Genomic DNA, 25,955 nt, shown 5'->3' with positions numbered 1-25,955 from the left:
TTTTGGCTTCATGCGGATCTGCCCAGGCCAAAGCGGAACTCGGGGTGGGCAATGCCCACCCCGAAGCGCCTTACATGCCGTCGAGGCCCTTGCTGACCATGATATTCACCGCCACGCGGCGATTCTGTGCCTTGCCGGCCGCTGTGTCGTTGGGTGCCGCCGGATCCGCTTCGGACATGCCGGTCGGGGTCAGCATGCGATACGGCTTCCAATGGCACTCTTGCTGAAGGAAATTGACGACGCGGCTGGCGCGCTTCTCGCTCAGCGTCTGGTTCAAATCCTGGCTTCCGGTCGAGTCGGTATAGCCGACGACGAGAAGCAACGCGTTGTTCATCCCTTCGGCTTGCGTTGCCGCGGCGCAGAGATCGGCCTTCGCTTGCGGGGACAGGACCGCCTTGCCGGTATCGAAGGTCACGTTGGTCGTGCCCTTGACGTTATACTGATCGATATCGGCCACGCGGCCGCGCAGCGCTTCCGTTGCCGCGGCCTGTTCGCCGAAGCGCTGGTCGGTGCCGTTACGGATCATCGACGCGGTCCTGAGATCCTTGGTCTTGAGCGCGATCTGGCTCGCCACCAGGCCGCCGCCCCATTGCACGGTCTTGATGTCGACCGGCAGGCCGTTGAGCAGCTGGTCCGCGGCAAGCTTGTTGCTCCGGAGGCCCAGCAGGCCGCCCTTGGACTTGATCCTGGTGCCATCGCTGATCAGGACCACCGTCTTGGTTCCGCCCGCGGTCGTCACCTGCATCTTCTGATCATTGCGCGCCGAAATGAAGCCTTCGACGTCGGGCCCGTCCGGCATCCCGGTCAAGTCGGCGGGCGCGGTGCCGTTCACGGTGATGTCCGGGTTGGCCGGCGCCGAAGCGGGAGCCTGAGCCGGAGCCGCATCTTGCGGCGTCTGCTGTGCATGCACGCCGACCGACATCGTGCCAGTAAGCATGGCGAGCATGAAAAGCATTCTTGGGTTTTTGGAAATTGCACTCATCGCATTGCTCCTTGAAATCTGACCAGCCGGGCGTTGGTGGTCGCACGCATCGCCGGGCCGTCCTCTCCGTGTTGCCCATCGGGCAGGTTGATCACGCCACACCAGTTTTCCTCGGCAAGTGCGACGCGACGCCGTACGCGAACATCAGGGACTTGCTGGGTGTTCGGACCAACCTTTCGCGCACATGAACGCCGCCCGTGATGGTGGTGGTTGCAGGGATAATTGGAGCGCATTGCGCGGCGAGCCGATGAAATCGCCCGGCGCAAAAGCGCAATAGTTAACGCTCGGCCGTTGACCGCGATTGCCGAAAGCGTGGCCGGCGACAGTCGAGCGCCTGCTTTCATGGTAAATCACCGATACGGCGAACGAACGAAATCGGGGTGCGCAGCTATGGCTGCAGAGCAACTGCGGACGCCGACTGTTTTGGCCGATTGCGTGACCAAATCGGAAGACCGGAGGGGCGTCCAGCAACTATAAAATGATAAATAACTTGAAGGCTTTATGCCTGTAAGCCCTGCGCTTCCTTCGCAGCGGGTTTGGGGTTCCGCCGTCCGCACCATGGCGCCACGCCGCGGAGTTTGGCACAACGCGTCTATGACCGCGCCTCGCCGCATCCCTGCCCTGCTCCTGCTGCTGCTCGCATCGTGCAATCCGCGCCCCGACACCGGGCCGGTGGTGGTGAGCGCGATCGGCGGGCGGCCGTCTTATCCCGACGTCAACAAGCGCCCGGCCGACACCACGCAGCGCCTGTTGCTCGACTCCACCGCGCAGGGCCTGGTGCGTTTCGACGCGAGCGGCCAGATCGAGCCGGGGCTGGCCGAGCGCTGGATCGTGATCGACCAGGGCCGCACCTATATCTTCCGCCTGCGCGAGGCCGAATGGAGCGACGGCGGCAAGGTCACCGCCGCCGACGTCGCGATCATCCTGAAGCGCGCTATCGCCCCCTCGTCGCGCAATCCGCTCAAGCCGTTCCTGACCGCGATCGACGATATCGTGTCGATGACCGACCAGGTGATCGAGGTGCGGCTGAGCCGGCCGCGCCCCGATCTGCTCAAGCTGTTCGCGCAGCCCGAACTGACGGTCCGGCGCGAGAATCCGCCGGGCGGGAGCGGACCGTTCCGGGTGTCCACGGCGGCCGCCAATTCGGTGATGCTGCGCCCGGCCTTCGATCCGGCACGATCGCCCGACGACGAGGTCGCCGAGCCCGGCCCCGAGCAGAATGTCCAGCTGATCGGCGAAAGCGCCGCACGTGCGTTGCTGCGTTTCAGGCACAAGGATTCGGATTTCGTGGTCGGCGGGGCGATCGGCGACTGGCCTTTGGTCGCGATGACCAAGGTCGCGCCGGCGAATATTCGCCTGGACCCCGCCGCCGGGCTGTTCGGCCTGGCGATCGTCAAGCGCGACGGCTTGCTCGCCGCGGCGGCCGGGCGCGCCGCGATCGCCGAGGCGATCGATCGCCCGACCCTGATCGCCGCCTTCACGCCCGATTGGGGGCAGCCGGTCGAGCGCCTGTTGCCCGACAAGCTCGATTCGGCGAGCGCGCCGGCGGTATCGGCCTGGGCGACGCTGACGCCCGATTCCCGGCTGGCCGACGCCCGCCAGCAAGTGGCGGCCTATCGCCTCGCCAATCCGGGAGAGATCGCCTTGCGGGTGGCTCTGCCCGATACGCCGGGTGGCAACATATTATGGGGTCAGATCGGCGCGCGGCTGGCGACGATCGGGATCCGACCGATCCGCGTGGCGATGAAGGCCGAGGCGGACCTGCGGCTGATCGACGAGGTCGCCCCCTATGACAGCGCGCGCTGGTATCTCGCCACCGCTTGCGTGACATGCAGCGACGACGCGCAGGCCGCGCTGACCGCCGCGCGCGACGCCCCGACCATGGCGGAGCGCGCCACCCATATCGCCGAAGCCGATGCCGCGCTGGCCGCCGATGTCGCCTTCATCCCGATCGCCCCGCCGTTGCGCTGGTCGCTCGTGTCGCTGCGGCTGCAGCAATGGCAGGGGAACCCGCGCGCATGGCACCCGTTGAATCGACTACGGAACGACACCAACTAGATCGGACCATGGCCAACACGACCCGTATCCCGCGTCCCGATATCAGCCAGATCGTCCCGATGGGACGCGACGCCGCCTCCGTGCGCAAGCGCATCGAGGGGTTGGAGCATTTGCTCGAAGGGCTGATCAAGATCCCCGGCACCAACCAGAAACTGGGCCTGGACGTGATCCTGGACCTGGTCCCGGGCATCGGCGACCTGGTCGGCGCCGCGCTCGGATCGTACATGGTATGGGAAGCGCGCAACCTGGGCATGTCGAAAACCCAGATGGCGCGGATGTTCGGCAATGTCGGCGTCGACTTCGCGCTGGGGCTGATCCCCTGGGTCGGCGCGGTGCCCGACTTCTTCTTCCGGTCGAACAGCCGCAATCTGAAGATCATCCGCAAGCATCTCGACAAGCATCACCCGTCGACGGCGGTGATCGAGGGGTAGCTGCGATCGTAGCGGCTAGGCGCCGTCGCAACCGCTCATGCGCATAGGTATTTCAGACTCCCCTCCCAGCAAGGGAGGGGTTGGGGGTGGCTGCGCGCGTCTGCGCGCTCTCAAAAACTCCGGTTCCGCTGGGCAAAACAGCATCGGACGAGGCATCGAGCCTCGCCCGATGCTCAACCCACCCCTTGATCCCCTCCCTGCAAGCAGGGAGGGGAAAATCCGGATGCCGATCTACCTAAAATTGCGTCAGTCGCCTCAGCGCCGGCCGCGCCAGATCTTCAACCGCGCATTGCCCGGAAGCCCGCCGGTATTGGGCTTGCAGCGTTCGTAAGCGAAGCGCCGGTCGAGGCACAGCCATAGCTCGTCGAGCCAGCTGCTCTTCGCAGTCACGCGGATCGCGCTCGCCGGAATGCCCGGGTTGGACCTGGCGAACGCCGCCGCGAACTGGCCGACGGTTAGCGGCCGGCGCGACAGCGCGTCCATGTCGGGATAGCGGAGCTTGGCGTACAGCGCGCTCGACCGCGCGAAATAGGCCGCCGGGGTCGTTCCCATGCAGGTGCCGTGCTTGGCCCATTCGTGCTGGATCAACTGCGCCGAGGGAGTAGTACAGAGCATTCCCTTGATCACAGGCGGCGGCACGAGATTGGTTGCCGTGCAATATTGCGGCCAGTCCTTGCCGACGCCGTCGGGCCACAGCCCGTGCAGCGTGAAGCCGAAGCGATTGCCGCTGCCGCACTGAAACCTCGCCGAGGGCGTGAACCCGCCGTTGCGGCAGAATTGCGGTCCCCAGGTGATTGCCAGCGTATAGCCGCCGATCGGCAGCACGCGCTGCGGCTGGTCGGCGGTCGGCAATTCCGGGTTGGGCCGCGGCGGATTGGCGCTTAGCGTGCAGACCAGTGCCTGGGCATTGGCGATGCCGGGCAGGACCAAGGCCGTCAGGGCCGCGAGCGTGGCGCGGGCTTTCACGCCGACGCTCCGAACCAGGCGGACGCGTCCCGCCGGAACAGGCAGATAACCGCCAGCGTGGTCAGGATCAGCGACACCACCGACAGGCCGAGCGGTAGCGCCAATTGCGGCCCGCTGACGGTGAGCGAGAAGACGAACCCGATCAATCCGAGCACATAGAGGATGGCGATCGCCCAGCGCGCGACATTGCTGCGCGTCCGCGCGGCGAAATACCATAGCAGCAGCCACAAGGTGAACGTGAATACCGTGAGCAGCGCCGGGAACCAGGGGCCGAGCATCTGCTTGACCTGCATCGTCTGCGGGTTGGCGTCGGTCGCGGCCCAGGTCATGGCGGTGTTCACCGCCTCCACCAGCACCGACCCCAGATAGAAAAGTTCGAACAGTCTGATCGACTTCGGTCTTGCCATAAATCCCCCTAAGCCCCTGATATCTTTTATAATGGTCAGCCGATCGCGGCGAAATCAAGACCGATATCCGCAGCCGGCGCCGACTGCGTCAGCCGCCCGACGCTAATATAGGTCACGCCGGTTTCGGCGATCGCGCGGATCGTGTCGAGCCGCACTCCGCCCGACGCCTCGGTCGGCACGCGCCCGCCAACCAGGGTCACCGCCCCGCGTAAGGTCGGCACATCCATATTGTCGAGCAACAGGTGCGTCGCCCCTGCGGCCAGCGCCGGCTCGATCTGATCGACGCGATCGACCTCGACGATGATCCGTTCGATCCCGGCGGCGGCGGCGCGGCGAACCGCCTCAGCAACCGATCCGGCTACCGCGACATGATTGTCCTTGATCATCGCCGCATCCCACAGGCCCATGCGATGATTGGTCGCGCCGCCCATTCGCGTGGCGTATTTCTCGAGCAACCTGAGGCCCGGGATGGTCTTGCGCGTATCGAGCAGAATGGCGCCGGTCCCGGCGATCTTGTCGACATAAGCGCGCGTCATCGTGGCGATGCCCGACAGATGCTGGATCGTATTGAGCGCCGAGCGTTCGGCGGTAAGCATCGCACGGCCCATGCCTTCGAGGCGCATCAGGTCGGTGCCGGCCGCAACCCGCTGGCCATCGGCGACCAGCCGCTCGATCGCCACGCCGGGGTCGAGCGCACGAAAAAAGGCCTCGGCGATCAGCAGGCCGGCGACGGTGATCGCGTCGCGGCTGTCCATCACGCCGGTGAAGCGCGCATCGGCCGGGATGACGGCGGCAGAGGTAATGTCTCCGCCATCGCCAAGATCCTCGGCGAGCGTGGCGCGAACGAAGGCGGAGAGGTCGAAACCAGGCAGGTCGAACATGGCCATGCTGGTAGCGCGCCGCGATCGGGCGCGCGACCCCATAATCGTCAGAAGGTCGCCGCCGAGACTACCGATACCGCGCCCGCCTGACGCTTCTTTCCGATCGTGGCGAACCGCGCGTTGGTCCAGGTCAACCGGCTGATGTCGAATCTGAATTGCTGCCGAATATCTTTGTGCCAACTATGTGAGGGCAAATCGACGAGCGCAGGAGCGGCCGTGCCTGTCGCGAGAGGGAGAGAGACCGAGATGACCGCCTATATCGCCCTGCTCCGTGCGGTGAATGTCGGAGGGACCGGCAAGCTGCCGATGACCGAATTGACGGCGATGTGCGAAGCGGCCGGGTTCGCCAAGGTGAAGACCTATATCGCCAGCGGCAATGTCGTCTTCGCCTCGGGCAAGAGCGAAGCGGCGGTGAAGGGCGCGCTCGAACAGGCGATGCAGGCTTATGCCGGCAAAGCGGTCGGGGTGATGGTGCGCACCGCCGCCGAAATGGCCGCCGTGCGCGACGCCAATCCGTTCGCGGATGCGCCGGGCAATCGCGTCGTCGCGACGTTTCTGGATGAGGCGCCGGCGAAGGACGCGATCGAGCAGGCGACGAACGTCAATGGCGAGGAGATGGCGCTCGGCAAACGTGAGATCTTCATCCGTTATCCCGAGCACGGCATGGCGGATTCGAAACTTAAGATCCCTGGCGCGAAAACCGGCACGGCGCGCAACATGAACACCGTCGCAAAGCTGGCGGAGATGGCGGCGAAGCTCTAGACATCCCCGCAACGACAAGGGCTTCCGCACAAGCCCGCGACAAAAGGGGAAATCTGCATGCGCCGCACCGCCTTCCTGCTGCTAGCCGCTACTGCCACGCTCGGCGCCTCGGTGCCCGCCGCGACGCCTGCCGTGTCGAAAGCGATCAGCGCCAACGTGCAGTTCGCGGCGCTATCGAAACGTTATGTCGACAGCCTGGCGCGCTTCTCGCCGGTCGGCGGAACGCAGCTTGGCGACCATCGCTTCGACGACAAATTGCCCGACATCACCGCGCGCGGCCGCGGCAATCAGGCGGCGTTCGACCAGGCGATGCTGGGCTCTATGGCGCGGATCGATTTCAAGGCGCTGAGCCGCGACAATCAGGTCGATTTCCTGCTGCTCAAGAACGCGCTCGATTACGAGCTCTGGGATATCCAGGTGCTCAAGAGCTGGTCGTGGAATGCGCAGAATTACAACGATGCCGCGGCCGGCGCGCTCTACACGCTGGCCGCGCGCGATTTCGCGCCCTGGCCCAAGCGGCTCAAGGCGGCGACCGCGCGAATGGAGGCGCTCCCCGCCTTCCTGCTCGAAACACGGCAGCAGCTGATCGCGGCGAAAGTGCCGCAAATCTATGCGAGCACGGTCGCCAAACAGAATTCGGGGATCGTCGAGATCGCCGAGGGCATGCTCGCCCCGCACGCCAATGAGCTTGCGCCCGCCGACAAGGCACGGTTCGATGCCGCGCTGAGCAGATTGAAGGCCGCGGTGGCCGATCAGCAGGTCTGGCTCGACAAGACGCTGGTGCCCGCGGCCAAGGGCGATTTCCGCTTGGGCGCAAAGCTTTACGACCAGAAGATGAAGTTCGCGCTGATGTCGACGATGACGCGGCCCGAGCTCAAGGCCAAGGCGACCGCCGCCGCGGCGGCGACGCGCGCAGAGATGTACCGGCTGGCGCAACAGGTGCTGGCGGGCAAGGCGAACGCCCCTGCCCTCCCCGCCAATCCGACTCGCGACCAGCAACAAAAGGCGATCGAGGCCGCGCTCGACCTGACCTATGCGCAGCGTCCGGCGCGCGACGGGGTGGAAGCCGCGGCCAAGGCGACCTTGGCCAGCGCGAGCGATTTCGTCCGGGCCAGGGGACTGGTCACGATGCCGACCGCGCCGGTCAGGATCATCACCATGCCCAAATTCCAGCAGGGCAATGCGGTGGCTTATTGCGATTCGCCCGGCCCGCTCGACAAGGGACAGGATACGTTCTTCGCGATCTCGCCGATCCCAGACGATTGGAGCGAGGCGCAGGCGACCTCGTTCCTGCGCGAATATAACAGCTATATGATCCACGACCTCAGCATCCATGAGGCGATGCCGGGGCATTGGCTGCAGATCGACCATTCGAACCAGAACAAATCGGTGCTGCGCGCGGTGCTGTCATCGGGGCCGTTCGTCGAAGGCTGGGCGGTCTATGCCGAGGGGATGATGGCCGATCAGGGCTATCTGAATGGCGATCCGCTGTTCAAGCTGACCGTGCTCAAGATGCGGCTGCGGTCGATCACCAATACCTTGCTCGACATCGGCATCCAGACCGAGGGCATGACGCGCGACCAGGCGATGGACCTGATGATGAAGGGCGCGTTCCAGCAGGAGCGCGAAGCGGCGGGCAAATGGGTCCGCGCGCAGCTCTCCTCGACCCAGTTGCTCAGCTATTTCTCAGGCTATGAGGAGCATATGGCGATGCGCGAGGAAGCGAAACGCCGCTGGGGCGCGAAGTTCGGCCTCAAAACCTATAACGACGCGGTCCTGGCGCATGGCTCGCCGCCGGGACGGTTCGTGCGGGAATTGGTGTTCGGCCTGCCGATCGAGTGAGGCGTCCAGTGCGCATCATCTCTCGGATTTCGGCACTTAAATTTTCGCGAGCTTTTTGCTCGCCTCATCAAGCCAATTCGCCATTGCCATACAGGCTGCTGATCGCCCCGCGGGGGTCGATGCCTCGTTTCGCAAAATTTGCACGGATCCCGTGAGCTCTTTGAACAACGCTGCCGGCACGGCGGGTTCGGCCGCGAAATATTCGATAGCGGCGGATACCGCGGTACGAAACCGGTCGAAATATGCGTCGCCGATCTCCGGATAGGAATGGATCGATATGAGCGCTCCGAGCGCCTCCGACTGCACGCGCTCGACGACGATCTCCGTGTCGGATTTCGCACTCAATCGCCCGTCACCTTCGCCGGCCCGAGATCGCCCATCCCGACGGTTGCCGAGGCCATGCTCAGCATCGCGTCGAGGCTCTTCTTGGCCTTGAGGCGGAGGTCTTCCGCCATCTCGATCCGCGGCTCGAGGTCACGCAGCGCGACGTAGAGTTTCTCCATCGTGTTGAGCGCCATGTACGGGCAGATGTTGCAGTTGCAGTTTCCGTCGGCGCCCGGCGCGCCGATGAAGTGCTTGTTCGGCAGCGCCTTTTCCATCTGGTGGATGATATGCGGCTCGGTCGCGACGATCAGCGTGTCGCCTTCGAAATCCTGGGCATATTTGAGGATTCCGCTGGTCGAGCCGACATAATCGGCATGATCGAGGATGACCGGCGGGCATTCCGGGTGCGCGGCGACCGGTGCCCCCGGATGCTGCGCCTTGAGCTTGAGCAATTCGGTTTCGCTGAACGCCTCGTGCACGATGCACACGCCCGGCCACAGGATCAGGTCGCGGCCGGTCTTGCGCGCGAGATAGCCGCCGAGATTGCGGTCGGGGCCGAAGATGATCTTCTGATCCTTGGGAATCTGGCTGAGGATCTTTTCCGCCGACGAGCTGGTGACGATCACGTCGCTCAGCGCCTTCACCGCCGCCGAGCAGTTGATATAGGTCAACGCGATCGCATCGGGATGCTGCGCGCGGAAGGCTGCGAACTGATCGGGCGGACAGCTGTCCTCCAGGCTGCACCCGGCATTCATGTCGGGCAGCACGACGATCTTTTCGGGCGACAGAATCTTCGCCGTCTCGGCCATGAAGCGCACGCCGCAAAAGGCGATGACCTCGGCGTCGGTCGCCTGCGCCTTGCGGCTGAGATCGAGGCTGTCGCCGACGAAATCGGCAATGTCCTGGATTTCCGGCTTTTGATAATAATGCGCCAGGATGACGGCATTGCGCTCCTTGCGCAGCCGATCGATCTCGGCGCGCAAATCGAGGCCCGTCAGCGTCCCACCAATACCTTTGCGCGCGTCCATCTACATGCTCCCGCCACTAAGCGGCTCATGTGGACACGGAACGCCCCGTGATCAAGGGACCGCTGGGCGGCACACCCGGCTCGAGCGGTGGGATTGCCGCGCCAGGGGACCCTGCTGTCACGCCGCGATAGATGGCGCGGCCGATTGGACTGAAGGTAATCAGTTCGACCAATAATAGCGACGCGATCATCGTGCCGATGCCCCAGCGCCACGCCGGATGCGCGCGGCCGGTGCGGCGCCGGTCCGCGATCACGCCGATCACTGGAAAGACCATCGTAGCGGCAAATGTCGCCTCATAGGACCAGGGCGCGAGCAACGGCATCGGCAACAACCGTCCGAAGGCCGGGCCGAGCAACAGCGACATGCCACAATAATGCAGCCGTCGATGCCAGTCGGTTTTTCGGCGCATCCCGATCGCCGCGGCGGTCAGGCCGGCAAAGGTGAAAACGGTCATCGGATCGAAGACGAGGAATTGCAGCGGAGTGAAAAAGAACGGCACCTGTCCACGCCGCACCATCGCCACGGTCACCGCGCAGCCGAGCACGACCATCGCCGCTGCCCAGGCGGCCGCCAGCCAACCGAGCCGGCGATGCAGCACCATCGACCCGGTCGCCGCGAATATGTTCTGCAACAGGTAGATCGTCACCCAACCCATGAAGACGATGGCGTGCGCGTGGACCAGCGGCGGCGATGCGAAGGTCGACCGGCCCATCGCCAGTTGCAGCGAAAAGCCCGCGGCAATGATGACCGCCATCGCGACCGACGTCTTCAGAAAGAATTTGCCGTCCGAACCCGAACCAATGAATGGTGCCGCGATTGTTGCCATGCTTTTTCCCTCCGGACAGGCGACAGTTGCACTAGGATCCGTACCGTAGCGCTCTCACGCCCCCGGCAGCGGCGGATAGGCGAATGGCGGCAGCGCGGCGCCGGGCGAACCAGCGGTAATCCACTCATGCAACGCCGCGGCGATCGGCGACGCGCCGAGCAGGTCGGTCACGATCCGCACCGCGACGAGCGTGCCGAAGCCCCACAGCCAGGCGCGGTGCACGCTACCGGTTCGCCGCCACTCGATCGTGATCGCGATCAGCGGAAAGAGCAGGATCGTCGCGGTCTCGACATGCGGCGTATAGGGAATGAACAACGGCATCGGCAGGATGCGGCCGAACCCTGGCCCCATCAGCCCGGCCATCGCGCAGAAATGCAGGCGCTTGTGCCAGTCGGTCCGGCGACGCAGCATGATCGCCGCGGTCGACAGGCCGGCGAAGGTATAGACCGTCAGCGGCGCCATCACGGTGAAATAGGCCGGCGTGAAGATCGGCGCCGAACGGCCCAGCCGGAGCGACTGGTACGCGACCATCGTTCCGACCACGACCATCAACGGGATCCACGCCGCGCCGATCCACCCCACGCGCTTGTGCAGGGCGATGTTGCCGCTGGTGCCGAGCAACGTCTGGGTGAGGTAGATCATCGTCCACCCAAAAAACGTCAGTGCATGCGCATGGACGTAAAGTGGGGCGCCGAAGCTCGATCGTCCCGCCGCGAGTTGCATCGAGAAGCCGGCGACGAGCACCAGCACCATCGCGATGCCACCCCAAAAAAACACGCGATCTTCTCGCGTCATGCCATGACCGGCCGGTGCCAGCGTCGCCATTCGAGTACCCCCCACGAATTTTCCCGCGGAGAGATCATAACGCGCCCGTTGCGATTAGCCAAATTGCGCGGAGCCCCTACTCCCCTCCCGCTCGCGGGTGGGGAACCTTGCGATCAGCGCTTGTAGGTCACGCCATCGAGTGGCTTCGACATGTCCCAGATCTCGTCATTCTGACCCTCGCCGGCGAAGCGCACGCGGACCGTCGCATCGAGTCCCGCCGCCTTGAGCGGCAGCGCGAAACTCTGTTCGACCGCGCGCCGGGTCGCGTCGCGCGCCAATTTCATCGGCTCGGGCTGGAGCGCCTGGCTGGCGAGTTCCTTTTGCGCCGCGGCCTTGTTGGTGTCGTCGAGTTGCGATCCGACGTCAGTGAAGGTGCCCAGTACGCCGTTATGGCCATAGCTCTTGATCGCGTTGATATTGATGCGCGGCGCGGACGGCATCGGCTGCGGCAGGGTCACGCCCAGGGTCTTGCTCTTCGCGTCCCATACGACATCGCGCTGGGTGAGCTTGCTGAGGTCGACATCGTAATCGACCGTTCCGGGCATGATCAAGGTGCGTTCGGTCGACAGGCCGAAGCGCGATTGGGTCGAGGTGACGACGGCGACATAGCTCGCCTGGAAGGCCGACAGCTTGTTCTGCTCGCGCAGCCCCTGGATGCTCGCGGTGGCGATCGTCACCGGATCGGGATCGACCCGCGCCTTGATGTAGGACTGCACCACCCACAATCCGCCGGCGAAAAACAAGGCGATCAGCGCCAGTGCGCCGCCGAACTTGATCAGAAAGCTGGTCGCAGCACCATTGCGGCTGTGTTTCAGATCTTCTGCCATATATCCCCCTGATCGGCGACGATGTGCCGGTCGCGCAGTTCATAGAGGTGCGCGAGGACCGATCGCTCGGCGGCGGGAAACAAGCGCGGGTCGATGCCGACATACATTTTCGCCACCATCGCCGGGATCGTGCGCGGCTCGGCGTCGAGCAGGCGCAATATCTGCCCCTCGCGTTGCTTGCGGTGGCCGATCAGCCCGCGCACCAGGCGCTGCGGCTTGTCGACGGGGTCGCCATGCGCCGGGTAATAGATGCGGTCGTCGCGCGCCTGGAGCTTGATGAGGCTGTCCATATAGGCGGCCATGTCGCCATCGGGCGGCGAGACGATGGTGGTCGACCAGCCCATGACATGATCGCCGGTGAACAGCGCCTTCGTCTCGGGAAGCGCGAAAGCGAGATGGTTCGATGTGTGCCCCGGGGTCGCGATCGCGGTCAGCGTCCAATCGCTGCCCGACACGCTCTCGCCTTCCGCCATCACCGCGTCGGGCGCGTAATTGGCGTCGAAACTGGCATCGGCACGCGGTCCGAGATCCTCGAGCGCCAGCGGCGCGCAGCCGACGATCGGAGCGCCAGTCCGCGCCTTGAGCGGCGCCGCGCCCGGACTGTGATCGCGATGCGTGTGGGTGATGACGATGGCGGTGACGGTGCGGCCGCCGATCGCGCGGACCAGCGCGTCGATATGCCGGGGATCGTCGGGACCGGGATCGATCACCGCCAGATCGGTCGTGCCGACCAGGTGGGTCTGGGTGCCGGTATGGGTGAAGGGGGACGGATTATCCGCCAGAACCCGCGTCACCAGCGGTTCGAGGACCTGCGGTACGCCGGGCTTTTGCTCGTCCATGCCGGTCGAGATGGCGGCTGGAACGGGGCTTGGCAAGGGTTGGAGCATCGCGCGGAAAAGTGGATACCGGTTTTCCGCAAAGCGGTGCGACCACAAATAACCCGGTCAGTTGGTCGGGCGGCGGGCGTGCTGTGGACCTGATCTGGGAACCCCTCTCCCGCTTGCGGGAGAGGGAGGGACCCGCCGCGAAGCGGTGGGAGGGTGAGGGTCTTCTTTCTTCTGCTTCGACATACGCTTGGAAGAAGGAAGAAGACCCTCACCCAACCTGCACCGGGTGAACAGCGCCCCGCGCTGTTCAGGTCATGCCGGGGGCATGACCGACCCGCTGCACCCGCAAGCGGGAGAGGGCTTTAGGCATTACCGCGGCCGCATAGCCGAGGTCGCGCGGCGCCGCCGCCCTTCCTCCCTGATCTGCCAGCTCCTCTCCCGCTTGCGGGAGAGGGAGGGGCCCGCCGCCGAAGGCGGTGGGAGGGTGAGGGTCTTCTTTCTTCTTCTGTCACGGCAAACGCTTGGAAAAAGAAAGAAGACCCTCACCCAACCCTCTCCCGCAAGCGGGAGAGGGCAAAGCGATCAATCCGGATTGGCCATGTCGGCCTGCATGTCCCTGATCGAGTCGTCGATGCTCTCGAGCGCATCGCGTTTCGCCTCCGCACCCATGCGCTCATCGCGGGCGACCCGCTCGCGGGCGCGGTGGAGACCTTCAAGGGCATGGGCATAGGCCATGCGCTGGATGTCCTTGGACTTCTCGATATTGGCATTGCTCATCGCGACGACGCGTTCGATGCGGTCGTTGCAGATGATGACGATGCGCTTGTCGCCGCGCGTCTTGTTGACGACCATGTTGCGATCGCCGCCGCCGCCGCAATTGCTCGACCGCACATCGGGAACGTTGACCGGGCCGACCCAATCCTCGGTGACCGAATTGCCGTCCTTGCCGACGCGAACGATCTTGAAGCGCTTGGAGACCTTCCTGGTGCCGCCGTCGCTGATCGCGACATTACTGCCGTCGATGGGCGGCAAGGGCGCTACGTCGGCGGGCGGCGGCGGAGGCGCCGGCAGATCGACGCCTTCGGGCTCGGCGGCGGGCGCGGGCGGGGGCGCGGCTGGCGCCGACTGCAATTTCGCCGCGACACGCGCGTCGATCGTCGCGATGTCGATCCCGGTGGCCTTCTCGACTCCGGCGCGGACGGTGGCGGCAGCGGGCGTGCCGCTGGCGGTGGCGGCCAGGCCGCCGATCATCAGCGCCGTGACGGCGGTGCCGCCCAGCGTCAGTCGAAGCCGTGAACGGCGTCCGGTGGTAAGCATCCTCAAACGTCCTTTCAGATCTTGTATGGTGTGGAGGTGGCAGGCCACCGACACCGCGCCGCCATGCGCCGCCTTGACGATCGCACAGGCATAAGTGTGCCGGTCGATCGCCGAACGGCCAGCGAGAACGAGCGCATCATTGGCCATTTCCTGATCGGCACGGAATGCACGGAAAGCGCGCCAGGCCAACGGGTTGAACCAGTGGAGGGCTAGCACCGCCAGCGCGACCCAATTGGCGATCAGGTCGCCGCGCTGATGGTGGCCAAGCTCGTGCAGCAGCGCGAGTTCACGCTCGTCGGCGTCGTAGCGCTCGGCGAAATCGCGGGGAAAGGCGACGTAACGGCGGAAGATGCCGAAGGCGAGCGGCCCCGACGCCGCCGAGGTCTCGATCACTTCGATGTCGCCGGCGCGCTCGGTGGAGACGCTCTGGTCGATCATCCGGCGACAGAAGCGCCAATGGCCAAGCGCGTGCCAGGCAAGGAATGCCGCCGCGCCCACGCCCCACAGCACGGCCAGAGCCGCGCCAAGCGAGGAGTAGAGGGACGTAGGCGCGGCGGCCGAGCCTCCGAGCGGCTCGATGACGTAAATGGTGACGGTCTGGCTTGCCCGGTTGAGCAATTGCGGTGCCGCGCTGTGCAGTTGYGGCAGAGGCGGCAGCAGCAGCCGGACCGAGGGAAGCGCCCAAAGCGCATAGGCGATTCCGGGTCCGAACTGACGGCGGACCGGCGCGCGGATGACGAGCACTACCGCCATCAGCAGCGTGGAGGCGAGCAGCGCCTCGATCGCCCAGGCAATCACGCCTTGAGCTCCTTCAGGATGGCCTCGATCTCGGCAATGTCCTGCGCGGTCAATTGGTCGCGGTCGGCGAGATGCGCGACGAGCGGGGTCAGCTTGCCGCCGAACAGGCGATCGATCAGCCGCTGCGATTCACCCGCGACATAATCCTCACGCTCGACGAGCGGACGATAGAGGTAGCGCCGACCCTCTTCCTCATGCGCGATCGCGTTCTTCGCGAGCAGGCGCCCAAGCAAGGTCTTGACGGTATTGGCGCTCCAGCCGCGCTCGGTCGGGACGCGCTCGGCGACGTCCTGTGCTGTCAGGGGGCTTTCCTCCCACAGTACTTCCATCACCGCATGTTCGGCATCGCTGATGCGTTCGGCCACGACTCGTTCTCCCTCACGACTACGCATGTAATCGCATTGATTACGAGTGTAGTCAAGAACAGAGGGCGGCGTTCGCGATATTCCGTCATGCCGGGCTCGTCCCGGTATCGACTTGGCCATGCGGCTAACGGTGATGCCATCAGCCCTCTCCCGCGTGCGGGTGCGCCGGGTCGGTCATGCCCCCGGCATGACCTGAACAGCGCGGGGTGCTGTTCACCCGGTGCAGGTTGGGTGAGGGGCTTCTTTCTTCTTCCAAGAGAATGAAATTCAAGAAGCAGAAAAAGAAGTAAGAAGACCCTCGCCTTCCCACCGCCTTCGGCGGCGGGCCCCTCTCTCTCCCGCGAGCGGGAGAGGGATTCGTGACGGACGATAGAAAACGTCGGGATTTCTTACAGAGACAACGGCCACCCGATGGCCGTTAACCATCGAGTCCCGCGGAAATCCGTCATTGGCACGGACTGGCACGCCCTCTGCAATGTATCGCGTGCCCGAGCGGTTTCCCGCTTCAGCAGGGCGGACCGGTCGCTCCCCCGATCTCGCGCCGGTCCGCCCTCACCCGGCTTCTCACAGATCAAGCTTTCCTCGCGGTCACTCGGCAGCGAGCGGTTGCGGCTCCCGGACACCGCCGAACCACCCGCTTTTGCCGGCGGTCGCGCGCGCGGCGCTATGCGCCATCGCCTTGGGATAGATGTCGCCGAGCAAGCGCTCGAAGGTACGCTTCCAGCTGAAGTTGGTTTCGACGTGATGGCGCGCCTCGATGCCGATCGCGTGATGATCGTCGCGCCAGATCTTGAGCACGTTCGCGGCCATTGCCCTCGTGTCGTCGACCGGCCCCAGCAGGCCGAGACCCGGGGGCACGCGATCGGGCATCGCGCCCGACGCGACGCCGACGACCGGCAATGCGCAAGCCTGGGCCTCGAGCACCGAGATGCCGAACGTCTCATCGGCCATGGCCGAGACATAGATGTCCGATGACGCCAAGGCGCGAGCAAGTTCGGCGCGGTTTTTTTCGAACCCCGGGAAAGCGACCGGTAGGCCCCTCGCCTCGGTTTTGAGCCGATCCATCAATTTGCCGTCGCCGATCATCACCATCGCGGCGTCGAGATCGCGCGGCAATTGCTTGAACATGGCGATCAAGCGGTCGGCGCGCTTCTCGTTATCGACGCGGCCGGCATAGACGAGCAGCGGCCCGCGAAAGTCGAAGCCGAGCTCGTGGCGGAACGCAGGGTCGCGCTTGGCCGGCGAGAACATATCGATATCGACACCCAGCGGCAGCACGTCGGTGCGCGTGATCCGGCGCTGCGCCAGCACCTCCCTGGCGTCCTCGCTCAACGTATAGACCCAGTCGAACTCGCGATAAGTGAGCTCGGCATAGCCATAACTCAGCCATTGCAATCCGCGGCCGATCGTCTCGCCGAACTTGTCGCGGCCGACGCGATAGACATGCGCGTTGGGGAAATCGGTGCGATAGCCGGCGACCAACGTCGTTTCCGGGAATTTCCTGCGATGATTGATCGCGGTCCAGGGCAGCACCCAGGGACACAGCGACTCGATCACGTCGGGCCGGTATTTCGCCAGGATGTCGCGGACCACGGCGGTGCGCAGGATGAACCGGTAATTGGGGCTGCCGTGCACGGGCGGAGCGCCCACCTCCGCGAAGATGTGGCGGCCATTGACCGTGATCTTGTCTTCCGGCCCCGGCACGATCTGAAGCAGATGATGCGGGGTGTGAGTCAGCACATAATCGCGCTTTTCACGCAGATAGGTGCTGATACCGCCACCGCCCGAAGGCGCGTAGCTTTGAGTCAAATCGCATAGGATCAGCGGCGCACCGCTCTCTCCTGCGCGGCGCGGGGGGTCGCCTTGCAGCAGCATGTTTATTCCCTTTTACACGCGCGCCGGTCAGGCGGCGGGAGTAGCTCCTTGTGCGGCGAGAAGCTGCGACAGCTCCCCACTCTCGTACATTTCCATCATGATGTCGGAGCCGCCGACGAATTCGCCCTTCACATAGAGCTGAGGAATGGTCGGCCAGTCGCTGAACGCCTTGATTCCCTGACGGACTTCCTGATCCTGGAGCACGTCGACGCTGTCGAACTCGACCCCAAGATGCTGGAGAATCGCCACAGCGCGGCTCGAAAAGCCGCATTGCGGGAATAAGGGGCTCCCTTTCATGAATAGCAGTACGTCAGAACGCTGTACCAGTTCCGCAATACGCGCCTGTGCGGCGTCGGTCATCGTCTTCACTCCTTCATTCGGCGGCGGTGGTGAGCTGGAGCGCATGGAGCACTCCGCCCATCCGGCCGCCCAACGCGGCATAAACCGCCTGATGCTGCTTCACACGTGACAGGCCGCTGAACGACTTGCTCACCACACGTGCAGAATAATGGTCGCCGTCGCCGGCCAGATCGGTGATCTCGACCCGCGCGTCGGGAATATTCGCCACGATCAACGCGCGTATGTCATCGGCCGCCATCGGCATTTTAGTTGGATTCCATCAATTGCCGGCGCGCTTCGACCATTCGGTCCTCGATCGCCTTGCGGACATCGGCTTCCTCCACCTCGACCCCGGCAGCGGTCAGGTCGCCATACAGCTTGCGCACGACGTCTTCGTCGCCGGCTTCCTCGAAATCGGCCTGGACGACTGCCTTGGCATAAGCGTCGGTTTCTTCGGGGGTCAGCTTCATCAGCCCGGCCGCCCATTGGCCGAGCAGCTTGTTGCGCCGGGCGATCACGCGGAACGCCATTTCTTCATCGCGCGCGAACTTGGTTTCGAAAGCGCGTTCGCGGTCGTCGAAGGTGGTCATGGCTACTCCCTGGCGTTTCGTTACGCCTGGGGAGATAGGATTGCGCGGCGGCTATGGGAAGGGGTGGATCCGTTCCTCCCCAACACGGATGGGAAGGCGCTAGTCCGCGACCTTGACCACCAGCTTCCCGATCGCGCCGCGCGCCGCCATCTTGGCGATGGCGTCGCCGCCGCGTTCGAACGGGAAGACCTCGGTCACGCGCGGCGCGATGCTGCCGTCCTTCCACAAGCGGAACAGGCGATCGACATGGGCGCGATTGGCCTGGGGATCCCGCGCGGCGAACGCGCCCCAGAACACGCCGCAGACGTCGCAGCTCTTGAGCAAGGTCAGGTTGAGCGGCAATTTGGGGATGCCGGCAGGGAAACCGACGACCAGATAGCGCCCTTCCCAGCCGATCGAGCGCAACGCCGGCTCGGCATAATCGCCGCCGACCGGATCGTAGATCACGTCGGCGCCGCCGGCGCCCAGCACGGCCTTGAACTGATCGGCGAGCGCCTTTGACTGATCCTTGTCGAACGGGGCGCGGCCATAGATGACGACATCGTCGGCACCGGCGTCGCGGCACGCCTGCGCCTTTTCCTCGGACGACACCGCCGCCACGACGCGCGCGCCGAACGCCTTGCCGAGCTCGACCGCGGCTAGGCCGACACCACCGGCGGCGCCAAGCACGAGCAGGGTCTGCCCTTCCTTGAGGTGACCGCGATCGAGCAACGCATGGATGCTGGTGGCATAGGTCAGGAGCAATGACGCCCCTTCCTCGAAACTGCGTTCGGCGGGGAGCGCATAGAGCGACGCGGCGGGCACCGCGATTTTCTCGACCAGGCCACCGGCGCCCGTCGTGCACAAGACGCGATCGCCCGGCTTGAAGTCGGTCACACCCTCGCCGACGCTCTCGACCACGCCCGAAATCTCGCTGCCCGGGGCAAACGGGCGCGGCGGCTTCATCTGGTATTTGTCCTCGATGATCAGGACGTCGGGATAATTGATGCTGCAGGCCTTGACCGCGACGACCACTTGACCCGGCCCTGCAACGGGATCGGGCAGATCGTCCATTATTAGCGTTTCAGGTCCGCCCGGCGCTTTCGACAGCAAGGCCCGCATAGTCTCTCTCCCGGCTCAACCACGGCCGTTCTGACGAGACCGCGGATTCGTATTTCGAAATCGCGGTATCCCTTGCCAGCGTCAATCCCACCTCGTCCAGTCCCTCCATCAGGCACTGGCGTCGAAAAGGGTCGATGGAGAATTCGAAGCGGTCCTGGAACGGCGTGGTGACCGTCATGGTTTCGAGATCGACGGTCACGTCGTCGGTCTTCGCGACCTCGACCAGGCGATCGATCGCGTCCTGCGGCAGGACGACGGGAACGATCCCGTTCTTGACCGCATTGCCCGAAAAGATGTCCGAATAGCTCGGCGCGATGATCGCCTGCACACCCATGTCCATCAGCGCCCAGGCGGCGTGCTCGCGGCTCGACCCGCAGCCGAAATTGTCTCCGGCGATCAGGATCGGCGCGCCGGCATAGCGCGGATCGTCGAAGATATTGCCGGGCTGGGCGCGCACCGTTTCGAACGCGCCCTTGCCCAGGCCGGCGCGGCTGATCGTCTTCAACCAGTGCGCCGGGATGATCACATCGGTATCGACGTTCTTCGCGCCCCAGGGATAGGCGCGGCCTTCAACCTTGCGGACTGGGGTCACTTATTGGGCTTTTCACTTGGCTTTTCGGGAGGAGCAGGCATCGCCATCGCGGCATAAGCGGCGATACCGCTCAGGATGGAACCGGCGACCAGCAGAACGAGTACGCGTTTCATTGGCGATCCCCCATCAACTCGCGGACGTCGGTCAATCGGCCCGTTACCGCCGCCGCCGCCGCCATTGCCGGGGATAATAAATGTGTTCGCGCCCCGGGACCCTGCCTTCCTACGAAATTCCGATTCGAGGTGGAAGCGCATCTTTGACCAGGCGGTACTTTATCGGGGTTCATTGCCAGGCACATCGAGCATCCGGGCTCACGCCATTCGAATCCGGCGGAAATGAAGATGCGGTCGAGCCCTTCGATTTCCGCCTGCCGCTTGACCAGACCGGAGCCCGGCACGACCAGCGCGCGGACGCCGTCGGCGACATGGCGACCATTCGCCACCGAGGCTGCGGCGCGCAGATCCTCGATCCGGCTGTTGGTGCAGCTGCCGATGAAGACCTGATCGACGCCAACGTCCTGCATCGCGGTGCCCGGAGTCAGGCCCATGTAATCGAGCGACTTTTGCGCCGCGACGCGCTTCGAGGGATCCGCGAAGCTGTCGGGATCGGGCACGCGTCCAGTGATCGGAACCACGTCTTCGGGGCTGGTGCCCCAGGTCAGCGACGGCGCGATGTCGCTCGCCGACAGGCGGACGGTCGCGTCATAGACCGCCTGGGCATCGGTCGGCAGCGTCCGCCACCAGGCCACCGCCTTGTCCCATTCCTCACCCGATGGCGCCATCGGACGCCCCTTGAGATAGGCGAAGGTCTTGTCGTCGGGTGCGATCAGGCCGGCGCGCGCACCAGCCTCGATCGACATGTTGGCGACGGTCAGCCGCCCCTCGATCGACAGATTGCGGATCGTGTCGCCGGTATATTCGATGACATAGCCGGTACCGCCAGCCGCGCCGATCCGGCCGATGATCGCCAGCACGACATCCTTGGCCGACACGCCGAAGCCGAGTTCGCCGTCGACGCGGATTTCCATCGTCTTCGATTGCTGGAGCAACAGCGTCTGGGTGGCGAGGACGTGTTCGACCTCGCTGGTGCCGATGCCGAACGCCAGCGCGCCGAGCGCGCCGTGCGCCGAGGTATGGCTGTCGCCGCAGACGAGCGTCGTGCCGGGCAAGGTGAAGCCCTGTTCGGGGCCGACGACATGGACGATGCCCTGCGCCGCGGCGAGCGCGTCGATATAGGGTACGCCGAATTCGGCGACGTTGTGGCGCAACGTCTCGAGCTGGTTGGCGCTTTCGGGATCGGCGATCGGGATCGCGTGCCCGGCGGCATCGACGCGCGGCGTCGTCGGCAGGTTATGATCGGGAACCGCAAGCGTGAGATCGGGCCGGCGCACCGCGCGTCCGGCGGCGCGGAGCCCCTCGAACGCTTGCGGGCTGGTGACTTCGTGGACCAGGTGGCGGTCGATATAGATCAGGCACGTGCCGTCGTCGCGGCGTTCGACGACGTGCGCGTTCCAGATTTTCTCATAGAGGGTCTGCGGGTGGGGGGTCATGACGGCGACTTACTCCCTCCGCGCCCGATCGCAAGCAACAAAGGAAAACTGTCAGCCGGTCAGAATGAAAGAAAACGGCGACGCGACAGGATTCGCCGCGCCGCCGCCCGGGGGTGGGCCGGATACTATTCCGCTGGTTCGGGTTCAGATTCCATCTGATCGACGGTCGCCGTCACGACCGCATGCAAGGCGTCGTCCGAAGCAGACATGACCGCTCTCCTCCCAGCTGAAATATAATTTCCGCTGACAAATGATGTTTTGGCGGGAAAACGCACTTTTACGGAGTTGCGTAAATTAATTACGTCGGATTCAACCTTAGATCGATTCGACAAGAGTCCAAGCGGCGAATAATATTTCGCCACCATTATGGGCCAATTTCCTATCGTGAGATTAAATCACTCTTTGGGCGATGAATAGCTCGCGTCATGTTGGAACGGCATCGGACCATTTTCGCGTAGCGCCGCGAGGATCGCCGGGAAATCGGTCGCGCAGCGGAAGCCCAGCCCGCGTTCGATCGCGCCAGCGTCGTAGACGCGCCCAACCTGTTGCGGCAGCTGCCAGCCACGCGCCGCGAACAGCTCGGCGGCGTCGGGAAACAGCCGCGCGATCACGGCTCGTGCATCGCGTTTCAGCTCGACGACATCGTCGCGCGAAAACGGCGTCGGCGCCGAGGCGATGTAGGTGGCAAAGCCGATCGTCGGGGCGCGTTCGAGCGCGGCGATATGCGCCTGCGCACAATCCTCGACCGTCAGCCGGCGATTGAGGAACTCGTTGGCCTTCATATTCTCGCCCGACAGATCGCGATGCGTGTCGTCATCTTCGGGAAAGAAGCGCGAGGTGCGCAGGATGATGATCGGCAGGCCAGTCTCGGCATGCACCAAGCGGCACAGTTCCTCGGCCGCGCGCTTGGTCACGCCATAGATGTTGCGCGGGCTGAGCGGTCCGCTGCTCTCGTCGAGCCACACCGCCTCGTCGGCAGTCTCGTCGCGGATTGCCTGGGTGATCATCAGCGACGTGGTCGAGGTGGAGACGAACCGGTCGGCACCCGCGGCAATCGCGCATTCGAGCAGGTTCAATGTCCCGGTCACATTGACGTCAATGAACGCCTGGCGCGGATAGCGCACGATATCCGGCTTGTGCAGCGCGGCGCCGTGGATCACTCCCTCGATCCCATGGCTGAACATCACGCGTTCTACCAAGGCGCGATCGGCCACGCTGCCGACGACGCGCGTGTCGGGACCGGGCGCGACGTCCATTCCGACCACCTGGTGACCGGCGGCGCGCAGCATCGGCGCGAGATGGCGGCCCAGCCAACCGGTCGATCCCGTCAACAATACGCGCATGCTATCCGGCCTCTATCTCCGCCATTTCCCGTCCACACCGGTTGCCGCTCGGTGTGGCTTGCGTCACGCCGTGGCCAGCACCTCGTATTTGGCTGTCGTCTTCGCCGCGACCTCGTCCGCGGTGACGCCGGGCGCAAGCTCGATCAGGCGGAACGGCGACTGGTGATCGGGCCGCTGGAACACGCATAGATCGGTGACAATCATGTCGACCACGTTCTTGCCGGTCAGCGGCAAGGTGCAGGCCGGGATGAACTTGGGATCGCCGTTCTTGCTGGTATGTTCCATCACGACGATGATCTTCTTGACGCCGGCGACGAGGTCCATCGCGCCGCCCATGCCCTTGATCATCTTCCCGGGGATCATCCAGTTGGCGATGTCGCCATTCTCCGCGACTTCCATCGCGCCGAGCACGGTCAGGTCGATATGCCCGCCACGGATCATCGCGAAACTGTCAGCCGAGGAAAAATAGACCGATTGCGGCAGCTCGCTGATCGTCTGCTTGCCGGCGTTGATCAGGTCGGGATCTTCCTCGCCGGCGAAAGGAAACGGGCCGATCCCGAGCATGCCGTTCTCCGACTGCAGCGTCACTTCGACGCCGGCCGGGATATGGTTCGCGACCAGGGTCGGGATGCCGATGCCCAGATTCACGTAATAACCGTCACGCAGCTCCTTGGCGGCGCGGGCGGCCATGTCGTCACGAGTCCAACCCTTGTTTTCTTGGGCCATCAATCATCCTTTCTGGCAACCACCACGGCGGGCGGCAGAGCATCGTCTTCGGTGGGCGCGCCGCGCTCGGCATCGAGGCCCATCCAGATCCGGTCGAGCGCCTGATCTTCGGGCACGCCGATCGCCTTGGCGTAGGTCGACGCCGCATTGCGGATGACATCGACCATCGCGATACCGAACAAGGCCGGGTCGGCACCGAGCGGGCGCGGATTGACGAAACTCAACGTGCCGCCGTGCTTCGCCCAGACGCGCAGGAATTCGCGGCTGTCGCCGAGCGTTTCGGCGAACGACACGAGGTCGATCGGGATCGGTTTGTCGGTCATATCGTCACGGACGGGGCGGCGGACGCCGCCACAGGTCGGGGCGCGCGGGCGCTGTGGGTGTCGGCGCGGGTACCGCGGGCACCGGCGCGGCAACGGGAACAGGCGCGGTCGCGGGGACCGGCGCGAGCGGCTGCGCGCCCGGATCGGTCCAGCGCCGGTCCTTGGGGAAGACGTCGTCGATATCGCCCTTGAGCGCGGTCCCATAGACCGGGTTCGGCAGGACGAACCAGCCATGCCCCCACAGCATCCTGAGCTTGGGTGAGTTGGTCTGCGCGCGACGTTGCGCGGGCGTCATGCCGGGCGTGTTGAACAAGTCGGTGAAATCGCCGAGCTGGTCGCCGACCATCGCGATCACGCAATATTTGGCCGAAATCGCCCAGCGCCGGGCATCCTTGCCGCTGCCGCCGGTCGCGTCGTCGCCCTTCAACCACAGATTTTGCAAGTGAACCACGGGACCGAGGCCAGCCAGGGTGAGCGCATCGATCGTTGACGAGGCGTTTGCCGAGGCGCGGTTGGAGTTGAACACCACTTCGATGCCGCTGGCACGCGCCGCCCGCAATGCATCGAGCACGCCCGGGACCGGGTTGACCGCGGTCACGCCGCTCGCTTCCCAGCGATCCCAGCGTTGCTGGTCATAAGCACCGCTGCGCTGGCTGTCGTCGGCTTCGTACCCGAGGTTCAGCAGCGCGGTCTCGTCGATGTCGAGCACGACCGCGGGGCGCTGCCTGGGGCCGCATTTGAGGAATTTGGGGGCATCCAACGTCGCGTCGGGTGCGAGCACGACCGACGAGATCGGATGGCCGACCGCGAAATCGCCGCCGCGCGCGACCAGGAAATCGGTCAGCGTAAGATAGGCCTGGATCGACACCGCCGACGCTTCGCCCGAGCCGTAGAGATATTGCATTCCAGGCGGCACGGTGCCCGGCGCCGGCGGCGGAGGTGCCGCTGGCGTGGTCGGGCCGGCGGAGGGGATTGCGTCGGCCGCCGGGATTCCGGTCGGCACGGCCTGCGTGCCGGCGGCGGCGACCGCGGGCGGAGTCGCCGACGGCAGATCCTCATCCTTCTTGCCGAAGAATTGTTTCTTGCCGATCGCGCCCGCCGCCAGGACCGGCACGGCTGCGGCGACGCATCCGCTGGTCGCGGTGCTGCCGACCAGCAGCATCAGCAGTGCGAAGCGCGCCTTGCTCACGCCGCGGCCCGCTCGCGCACGGTGCGGAATTCGATCTTCTTGTCGTAGGGGCTGCCGACGATCAGCCGGTTCACATAGATGCCGGGCAAATGGACCTGATCGGGATCGAAGCTGCCAACGGGCACGATTTCCTCGACTTCGGCGATGCAGACCTTGCCGGCAGTCGCCATCGGCTGGTTGAAATTGCGCGCGGTCTTGCGGAAAATGAGGTTGCCCGCCTCGTCGGCTTTCCAGCCCTTGATGATCGCCAGATCGGCGCGGATGCCGCGTTCGAGGATATAGTCCTCGCCGTCGAACGTCTTCACTTCCTTGCCCTCGGCGACCTGAGTGCCGACCCCGGTCTTGGTGTAGAAACCGGGGATGCCGGCGCCGCCCGCGCGGCAGCGTTCGGCGAGCGTGCCCTGGGGGCAGAATTCGACCTCGAGTTCGCCCGCCAGATATTGACGCTCGAATTCCTTGTTCTCGCCGACATAAGACGAGATCATCTTCTTGACCTGGCGTGTGCGAAGCAGCTTGCCGAGCCCTTCCCCATCCACGCCGGCATTGTTGCTGGCGATCGTCAGGTCCTTGGTGCCGGCATCGCGGATCGCGTCGATCAGGCGCTCGGGAATGCCGCACAGGCCAAACCCGCCGGCACAAATCGTCATGCCGTCGAACAATACGCCATCGAGCGCCGAGGCGGCATCGGAATAGAGCTTACGGGCCATGCGGACTCCTTGGGTGATGCGCGCCGAATAGATGGCGGCGCGAGAAGGAGCAAGCGCGCGCACCGACTTTGCGGCCGGGCCGGACTCACTGTTCGCATGTGCGGCAAAATAGCGGCGGGCGCCCGGTCCTTCCGCCCCAATCCCGCCATGAACCG

Annotated in this window: 28 protein-coding genes; 4 read left to right on the top strand and 24 right to left on the bottom strand. The window is 64.9% G+C overall.

All coding sequences use genetic code 11. The features are described from left to right. Window positions 1–70 precede the first annotated feature (70 nt). On the bottom strand, window positions 71–982 hold the full coding sequence (locus AC1DQQ_RS16635; RefSeq protein ID WP_478028892.1) for an OmpA family protein: 912 nt from the start codon (window positions 980–982) through the stop codon (window positions 71–73). 594 nt (window positions 983–1,576) lie between these two features. Here AC1DQQ_RS16635 and AC1DQQ_RS16630 point away from each other — a divergent pair. Together AC1DQQ_RS16630 and AC1DQQ_RS16625 are read left to right on the top strand one after the other, a co-directional pair. Then, on the top strand, window positions 1,577–3,040 hold the full coding sequence (locus tag AC1DQQ_RS16630; RefSeq protein WP_478045873.1) for an ABC transporter substrate-binding protein: 1,464 nt from the start codon (window positions 1,577–1,579) through the stop codon (window positions 3,038–3,040). Between the two features lie 8 nt (window positions 3,041–3,048). Beyond that, entirely contained in the window at window positions 3,049–3,471 is a 423-nt protein-coding gene (locus AC1DQQ_RS16625) for a DUF4112 domain-containing protein (protein WP_478028890.1), read from the top strand. Window positions 3,472–3,726: 255 nt separating this feature from the next. Here the strand turns inward: AC1DQQ_RS16625 and AC1DQQ_RS16620 are convergent, their stop codons facing one another. Genes AC1DQQ_RS16620 through nadC form a run of 3 tightly spaced genes read right to left on the bottom strand, consistent with a single transcriptional unit; the run spans window position 3,727 to window position 5,731 of the window. Continuing rightward, entirely contained in the window at window positions 3,727–4,437 is a 711-nt protein-coding gene (locus tag AC1DQQ_RS16620; protein WP_478045872.1) for a ribonuclease T2 family protein, read from the bottom strand. Further along, entirely contained in the window at window positions 4,434–4,844 is a 411-nt protein-coding gene (locus AC1DQQ_RS16615; RefSeq protein WP_478042142.1) for a hypothetical protein, read from the bottom strand. Before AC1DQQ_RS16615 ends, AC1DQQ_RS16620 begins: the two co-directional genes overlap by 4 nt. A 35-nt stretch (window positions 4,845–4,879) precedes the next feature. Further along, complete coding sequence (gene nadC, locus AC1DQQ_RS16610) at window positions 4,880–5,731, bottom strand: carboxylating nicotinate-nucleotide diphosphorylase (protein ID WP_478045871.1); 852 nt, start codon at window positions 5,729–5,731, stop codon at window positions 4,880–4,882. Between the two features lie 240 nt (window positions 5,732–5,971). Between nadC and AC1DQQ_RS16605 the strand changes: the two genes are divergently transcribed. Both AC1DQQ_RS16605 and AC1DQQ_RS16600 read left to right on the top strand, forming a co-directional pair. Continuing rightward, window positions 5,972–6,487 carry a DUF1697 domain-containing protein gene (locus AC1DQQ_RS16605; protein ID WP_478045869.1) on the top strand — a complete coding sequence of 172 codons (516 nt, stop codon included), beginning with the start codon at window positions 5,972–5,974 and terminating at the stop codon, window positions 6,485–6,487. A 57-nt stretch (window positions 6,488–6,544) separates the two neighbouring features. Further along, window positions 6,545–8,329 carry a DUF885 domain-containing protein gene (locus tag AC1DQQ_RS16600; RefSeq protein ID WP_478045867.1) on the top strand — a complete coding sequence of 595 codons (1,785 nt, stop codon included), beginning with the start codon at window positions 6,545–6,547 and terminating at the stop codon, window positions 8,327–8,329. 36 nt (window positions 8,330–8,365) lie between these two features. Here the strand turns inward: AC1DQQ_RS16600 and AC1DQQ_RS16595 are convergent, their stop codons facing one another. The 20 genes from AC1DQQ_RS16595 to AC1DQQ_RS16500 all read right to left on the bottom strand — a co-directional run bounded on the left by AC1DQQ_RS16595 (window position 8,366) and on the right by AC1DQQ_RS16500 (window position 25,800). After that, window positions 8,366–8,674 carry a hypothetical protein gene (locus AC1DQQ_RS16595; protein ID WP_478045865.1) on the bottom strand — a complete coding sequence of 103 codons (309 nt, stop codon included), beginning with the start codon at window positions 8,672–8,674 and terminating at the stop codon, window positions 8,366–8,368. Beyond that, window positions 8,671–9,681, bottom strand: coding sequence for a quinolinate synthase NadA (gene nadA, locus AC1DQQ_RS16590; RefSeq protein WP_478045863.1), 1,011 nt, complete (start codon window positions 9,679–9,681; stop codon window positions 8,671–8,673). Before nadA ends, AC1DQQ_RS16595 begins: the two co-directional genes overlap by 4 nt. A gap of 25 nt (window positions 9,682–9,706) precedes the next feature. After that, on the bottom strand, window positions 9,707–10,507 hold the full coding sequence (locus AC1DQQ_RS16585; RefSeq protein WP_478045862.1) for a hypothetical protein: 801 nt from the start codon (window positions 10,505–10,507) through the stop codon (window positions 9,707–9,709). Window positions 10,508–10,561: 54 nt separating this feature from the next. Then, on the bottom strand, window positions 10,562–11,332 hold the full coding sequence (locus AC1DQQ_RS16580) for a hypothetical protein (protein WP_478028881.1): 771 nt from the start codon (window positions 11,330–11,332) through the stop codon (window positions 10,562–10,564). Between the two features lie 113 nt (window positions 11,333–11,445). Beyond that, complete coding sequence (locus AC1DQQ_RS16575) at window positions 11,446–12,159, bottom strand: DUF4230 domain-containing protein (RefSeq protein WP_478028880.1); 714 nt, start codon at window positions 12,157–12,159, stop codon at window positions 11,446–11,448. Continuing rightward, window positions 12,144–12,998 (bottom strand): MBL fold metallo-hydrolase, encoded by an 855-nt coding sequence (locus AC1DQQ_RS16570; protein WP_478045860.1) that lies wholly within the window; start codon window positions 12,996–12,998, stop codon window positions 12,144–12,146. The genes AC1DQQ_RS16575 and AC1DQQ_RS16570 overlap by 16 nt, the downstream gene beginning before the upstream one ends. Window positions 12,999–13,568: 570 nt before the next feature. Next, complete coding sequence (locus tag AC1DQQ_RS16565) at window positions 13,569–15,101, bottom strand: M56 family metallopeptidase (protein ID WP_478045858.1); 1,533 nt, start codon at window positions 15,099–15,101, stop codon at window positions 13,569–13,571. Beyond that, window positions 15,098–15,466: a BlaI/MecI/CopY family transcriptional regulator gene (locus AC1DQQ_RS16560; protein ID WP_066812593.1), complete on the bottom strand. Its 369-nt coding sequence runs from the start codon at window positions 15,464–15,466 to the stop codon at window positions 15,098–15,100. The genes AC1DQQ_RS16565 and AC1DQQ_RS16560 overlap by 4 nt, the downstream gene beginning before the upstream one ends. Before the next feature lie 588 nt (window positions 15,467–16,054). Further along, the gene (locus AC1DQQ_RS16555; RefSeq protein WP_478045856.1) at window positions 16,055–17,341 is read right to left on the bottom strand and encodes a glycosyltransferase; all 1,287 of its coding nucleotides are present in this window, start codon (window positions 17,339–17,341) and stop codon (window positions 16,055–16,057) included. Window positions 17,342–17,368: 27 nt separating this feature from the next. Further along, a complete protein-coding gene (grxD, locus tag AC1DQQ_RS16550) occupies window positions 17,369–17,701 on the bottom strand; it encodes a Grx4 family monothiol glutaredoxin (protein ID WP_478028877.1) in 333 nt (110 codons plus the stop codon). 13 nt (window positions 17,702–17,714) lie between these two features. Beyond that, window positions 17,715–17,945 (bottom strand): BolA family protein, encoded by a 231-nt coding sequence (locus tag AC1DQQ_RS16545; RefSeq protein ID WP_066812599.1) that lies wholly within the window; start codon window positions 17,943–17,945, stop codon window positions 17,715–17,717. Window position 17,946: 1 nt separating this feature from the next. Next, window positions 17,947–18,270: a DUF1476 domain-containing protein gene (locus tag AC1DQQ_RS16540; protein ID WP_478045854.1), complete on the bottom strand. Its 324-nt coding sequence runs from the start codon at window positions 18,268–18,270 to the stop codon at window positions 17,947–17,949. A 99-nt stretch (window positions 18,271–18,369) separates the two neighbouring features. Continuing rightward, complete coding sequence (locus AC1DQQ_RS16535) at window positions 18,370–19,371, bottom strand: NADPH:quinone oxidoreductase family protein (RefSeq protein WP_174543071.1); 1,002 nt, start codon at window positions 19,369–19,371, stop codon at window positions 18,370–18,372. Continuing rightward, window positions 19,334–19,963, bottom strand: coding sequence for a 3-isopropylmalate dehydratase small subunit (leuD, locus tag AC1DQQ_RS16530; RefSeq protein ID WP_478028874.1), 630 nt, complete (start codon window positions 19,961–19,963; stop codon window positions 19,334–19,336). Before leuD ends, AC1DQQ_RS16535 begins: the two co-directional genes overlap by 38 nt. Before the next feature lie 109 nt (window positions 19,964–20,072). Continuing rightward, window positions 20,073–21,512 carry a 3-isopropylmalate dehydratase large subunit gene (gene leuC / locus AC1DQQ_RS16525; protein ID WP_478028873.1) on the bottom strand — a complete coding sequence of 480 codons (1,440 nt, stop codon included), beginning with the start codon at window positions 21,510–21,512 and terminating at the stop codon, window positions 20,073–20,075. Between the two features lie 395 nt (window positions 21,513–21,907). Further along, a complete protein-coding gene (locus tag AC1DQQ_RS16520; RefSeq protein WP_478045852.1) occupies window positions 21,908–22,855 on the bottom strand; it encodes an NAD-dependent epimerase/dehydratase family protein in 948 nt (315 codons plus the stop codon). Window positions 22,856–22,918: 63 nt separating this feature from the next. Then, complete coding sequence (locus AC1DQQ_RS16515) at window positions 22,919–23,581, bottom strand: CoA transferase subunit B (RefSeq protein ID WP_478045851.1); 663 nt, start codon at window positions 23,579–23,581, stop codon at window positions 22,919–22,921. Next, window positions 23,581–23,904 carry a DUF5076 domain-containing protein gene (locus AC1DQQ_RS16510; RefSeq protein WP_478042133.1) on the bottom strand — a complete coding sequence of 108 codons (324 nt, stop codon included), beginning with the start codon at window positions 23,902–23,904 and terminating at the stop codon, window positions 23,581–23,583. Before AC1DQQ_RS16510 ends, AC1DQQ_RS16515 begins: the two co-directional genes overlap by 1 nt. Window positions 23,905–23,908: 4 nt before the next feature. Beyond that, complete coding sequence (locus tag AC1DQQ_RS16505) at window positions 23,909–25,093, bottom strand: HAD family acid phosphatase (protein WP_478045849.1); 1,185 nt, start codon at window positions 25,091–25,093, stop codon at window positions 23,909–23,911. Beyond that, window positions 25,090–25,800: a CoA transferase subunit A gene (locus AC1DQQ_RS16500; RefSeq protein WP_478028868.1), complete on the bottom strand. Its 711-nt coding sequence runs from the start codon at window positions 25,798–25,800 to the stop codon at window positions 25,090–25,092. The genes AC1DQQ_RS16505 and AC1DQQ_RS16500 overlap by 4 nt, the downstream gene beginning before the upstream one ends. Between the last annotated feature and the right edge of the window lie 155 nt (window positions 25,801–25,955).

Source organism: Sphingomonas sp. P4_G3 (genome assembly GCF_056401105.1).
This window is presented reverse-complemented; position numbering and strand designations above follow the sequence as displayed.

Bases quoted from the DNA above. Each gene is read 5' to 3' on its own strand.
- AC1DQQ_RS16570 (WP_478045860.1), bottom strand. From the start codon at position 12,998: ATGGACGAGCAAAAGCCCGGCGTACCGCAGGTCCTCGAACCGCTGGTG.
- AC1DQQ_RS16625 (WP_478028890.1), top strand. From the start codon at position 3,049: ATGGCCAACACGACCCGTATCCCGCGTCCCGATATCAGCCAGATCGTC.
- AC1DQQ_RS16605 (WP_478045869.1), top strand. From the start codon at position 5,972: ATGACCGCCTATATCGCCCTGCTCCGTGCGGTGAATGTCGGAGGGACC.
- AC1DQQ_RS16545 (WP_066812599.1), bottom strand. From the start codon at position 17,945: ATGCCGATGGCGGCCGATGACATACGCGCGTTGATCGTGGCGAATATT.
- nadC (WP_478045871.1), bottom strand. From the start codon at position 5,731: ATGGCCATGTTCGACCTGCCTGGTTTCGACCTCTCCGCCTTCGTTCGC.
- AC1DQQ_RS16500 (WP_478028868.1), bottom strand. From the start codon at position 25,800: ATGGCCCGTAAGCTCTATTCCGATGCCGCCTCGGCGCTCGATGGCGTA.
- AC1DQQ_RS16600 (WP_478045867.1), top strand. From the start codon at position 6,545: ATGCGCCGCACCGCCTTCCTGCTGCTAGCCGCTACTGCCACGCTCGGC.
- AC1DQQ_RS16635 (WP_478028892.1), bottom strand. From the start codon at position 982: ATGAGTGCAATTTCCAAAAACCCAAGAATGCTTTTCATGCTCGCCATG.
- AC1DQQ_RS16580 (WP_478028881.1), bottom strand. From the start codon at position 11,332: ATGGCGACGCTGGCACCGGCCGGTCATGGCATGACGCGAGAAGATCGC.
- leuC (WP_478028873.1), bottom strand. From the start codon at position 21,512: ATGACCCCCCACCCGCAGACCCTCTATGAGAAAATCTGGAACGCGCAC.
- AC1DQQ_RS16510 (WP_478042133.1), bottom strand. From the start codon at position 23,904: ATGACCGACAAACCGATCCCGATCGACCTCGTGTCGTTCGCCGAAACG.
- AC1DQQ_RS16615 (WP_478042142.1), bottom strand. From the start codon at position 4,844: ATGGCAAGACCGAAGTCGATCAGACTGTTCGAACTTTTCTATCTGGGG.
- AC1DQQ_RS16630 (WP_478045873.1), top strand. From the start codon at position 1,577: ATGACCGCGCCTCGCCGCATCCCTGCCCTGCTCCTGCTGCTGCTCGCA.
- AC1DQQ_RS16540 (WP_478045854.1), bottom strand. From the start codon at position 18,270: ATGACCACCTTCGACGACCGCGAACGCGCTTTCGAAACCAAGTTCGCG.
- AC1DQQ_RS16520 (WP_478045852.1), bottom strand. From the start codon at position 22,855: ATGCGCGTATTGTTGACGGGATCGACCGGTTGGCTGGGCCGCCATCTC.
- AC1DQQ_RS16575 (WP_478028880.1), bottom strand. From the start codon at position 12,159: ATGGCAGAAGATCTGAAACACAGCCGCAATGGTGCTGCGACCAGCTTT.
- AC1DQQ_RS16585 (WP_478045862.1), bottom strand. From the start codon at position 10,507: ATGGCAACAATCGCGGCACCATTCATTGGTTCGGGTTCGGACGGCAAA.
- nadA (WP_478045863.1), bottom strand. From the start codon at position 9,681: ATGGACGCGCGCAAAGGTATTGGTGGGACGCTGACGGGCCTCGATTTG.
- AC1DQQ_RS16535 (WP_174543071.1), bottom strand. From the start codon at position 19,371: ATGCGGGCCTTGCTGTCGAAAGCGCCGGGCGGACCTGAAACGCTAATA.
- AC1DQQ_RS16555 (WP_478045856.1), bottom strand. From the start codon at position 17,341: ATGCTGCTGCAAGGCGACCCCCCGCGCCGCGCAGGAGAGAGCGGTGCG.
- AC1DQQ_RS16515 (WP_478045851.1), bottom strand. From the start codon at position 23,581: ATGGCCCAAGAAAACAAGGGTTGGACTCGTGACGACATGGCCGCCCGC.
- grxD (WP_478028877.1), bottom strand. From the start codon at position 17,701: ATGACCGACGCCGCACAGGCGCGTATTGCGGAACTGGTACAGCGTTCT.